This is a genomic window from Streptomyces sp. NPDC059828, from assembly GCF_042731955.1.
Lineage (GTDB): Bacteria > Actinomycetota > Actinomycetes > Streptomycetales > Streptomycetaceae > Streptomyces.
Window position 1 is genome coordinate 1 of the sequence record NZ_JBHWIW010000101.1, and the last position, 2,723, is coordinate 2,723.

Below are 2,723 nucleotides of genomic sequence, written 5' to 3' on the forward strand. Positions count from 1 at the left end.
CGTACGGCGGTGGAGGAGTTGCTGTGCGGTCTGTTCGCCGATCTGCTGGGGCGTGAACAGGTCGGTATCGACGACGACTTCTTCGACCTCGGCGGGCACTCGCTGCTCGCCGTCCGGCTCGTCGGCCGCCTCCGCTCCGAGCTGGACGCGCAGATCGACATGCGTACGGTCTTCGAAGCACGCACGCCCGCCGGACTCGCCGCCCGGTTTGCCACCGCGGAGCCCTCCCGGATCCCGCTGAAGCCGCGGACCCGCCCGGACACCCTGCCGCTGTCCTTCTCCCAGACACGGTTCTGGTTCCACGGGGAGCTCTCCAAGGATTCCGAGGACCGCGCAGGCGACGCACAGGCGATCACCACGGCGCTGCGGCTGTCGGGCGACCTGGACACGGTGGCGCTGCGAGCCGCGCTCCGGGACGTGGTGGGGCGCCATGAGAGTCTGCGCACGGTCTTCCGCACCGCGGACGGGGTCGCGCGCCAGTGCGTGCTGGACCCCGAATCCGATTCCGTCGAGGCCCGACTGGAGCTGCCCGTCAGCCGGATCGCACCCGAGCAGGCACCGGCAGCGATCGCCGTCGGGGCATCGGCGCAGGGCTTCGACCTGGCGACGGAACCACCGCTGCGGGCTCTCCTGCTGGCCACGGGCGACACCGAACACATCCTGCTGGTGACGATCCACCACATCGCCTTTGACGGATGGTCGGCAGCGCCGTTTCTCCGTGATCTCTCGGTGGCGTACCGTGCGCGGCTGGGCGGTGGCGCGCCGGGCTGGGGCGAACTGCCGGTGCAGTACGCCGATTTCACGTTGTGGCAGCGTGAGGTGCTGGGGTCGCCCGAGGACGAGGGCAGTGTGTTCGCGCAGCAGCTCGCCCACTGGCGGCGTACCCTCGACGGCCTCCCCGAGGAGCTCGCTCTCCCCACCGACCGGCCACGGCCGCCCGTCGCGTCCCATGAGGCGGACTCCGTCGCGCTGCGGCTGACCTCCCATGACTACGGTCGTCTGACCGCACTGGCCCGACGGCACCGGGCCAGCCTGTTCACCGTGCTGCACGCCGGACTGGCGGGCTTCCTGCACCGGCTCGGCGCGGGCAGCGACATCGCGGTGGGCAGCCCCGTCGCCGGTCGTAGCGATGTCGCGATGGACGAGTTGGTCGGCTGCTTCCTCAACACCGTCGTCATACGCACCGACCTGACCGGTGCACCGAGCTTCGAGGCACTCGTGGACCGGGCGCGCGCCGAGGTGCTCGCCGCGCTCGACCACCAGGATGTGCCGTTCGAGAAGGTGGTGGATGCGGTCAGCCCGACGCGCAGTCCAGCCCGCCATCCGCTGTTCCAGACCATGCTCAGCCTCCAGAACAACGCGGCGGCCACGGTGGATCTGCCGGGCTTGGAAGTGGCGCCGCTGACGGACGGTCGGGACCGCTCGGTCGCCTTCGACCTGCTCTTCGACATCACCGAGACCGACACCGGTCTTGAGGGACGGCTCGTCTACGCGCGGGATCTGTTCGACCGGGCCACGGCCGAACGTGTGGCGAGCTGGTTCCAGCGGTTCCTCACGGAGGCGGCCGCAGACCCGGCCCGGCCCGTGGCAAGGCTGGACATGCTCGCCCCGGCCGAGCGCACGGCGCTGCTCGAAGCGGGTGGTGGCCGCACCCTGGAGGTGGGCACACGGACCGTGCCCGAGTGGCTGGGGCAGCGGGCGAACGAGACTCCGGACGCCATGGCCGCGATCTGTGGCGACGACTCGCTCAGCTACCGGGAGCTGGACGCCCGGTCGCAGCGCCTGGCCCGGTATCTGCTCACGCGGGGAGCGGGCCCTGAGCGGCTTGTCGCCGTGGCCATGGAGCGCTCGCTCGATCTGCTCGTCGCCCTTGTCGCCGTACACAGGACGGGAGCCGCGTACCTCCCCGTCGACTCCGGGCTCCCCAGGGGACGCATAGCGATGGTGCTGTCCGACGCGGAGCCTGTCGTGGTGCTGTCCGACCGAGCCACCCGCGCGGCTGTGGGCGAGGACGGCTGGCTGGCGCTGGACGAGCCCGAGTTGGCGTCCCGGCTCTCCGGCCCGGCGGACGACGACGCGTCCGTCGACGCACCGGCGGGCCGGTTCAGCCCGCACCGCATGGCCTACGCGATCTACACGTCCGGCTCGACCGGTCGGCCGAAGGGCGTCGCCGTCAGCCATCTGAACCTCGCCAACCTGCTGGACGCCATGCGCGACCGCATGCCCCTGGGGCGGGACGACCGATGGCTCGCCGTGACCACCGTCGCCTTCGACATCGCCCACCTCGAACTTCTGCTTCCGGTGCGTGAAGGCGCCTGCGTCGTCATCGCCACCGCCGATGAGGCGAAGGACCCGAGCGCCCTCGCGCGGCTGATCGAGAAGCACACCGTGACGGTGATGCAGGCGACCCCCTCCCTGTGGTCCGTGGTCGTCGACAGCGTCCCGGACGCCGTCCGGGGCCTGCGCGTCCTGGTGGGCGGCGAGGCCCTCGGCGCAGGGCTCGCGGCCGAGCTCACGGAGCGGGCGCGCGAGGTCACCAATGTCTACGGGCCCACCGAGACGACCATCTGGTCGCTGGCCGCATCCCTGCGCCAGGGAGGCCGGGGCGACGGGCGGGCTCCGGCGATCGGGCGTGGGTTGGCTAATACGCGGGTGTATGTGCTGGATGGGTGTTTGGTGCCGGTGCCGGTGGGTGTGGTGGGTGAGTTGTATGTGGCGGGTGC

Annotated in this window: 1 protein-coding gene; it reads left to right on the forward strand. The window is 71.4% G+C overall.

Going from position 1 to position 2,723, the window contains the following annotated elements; all coding sequences use genetic code 11:
* A partial coding sequence (locus ACFV6V_RS31020; RefSeq protein ID WP_385571173.1) for a condensation domain-containing protein occupies positions 1-2,723 on the forward strand: 2,723 nt, incomplete at both ends.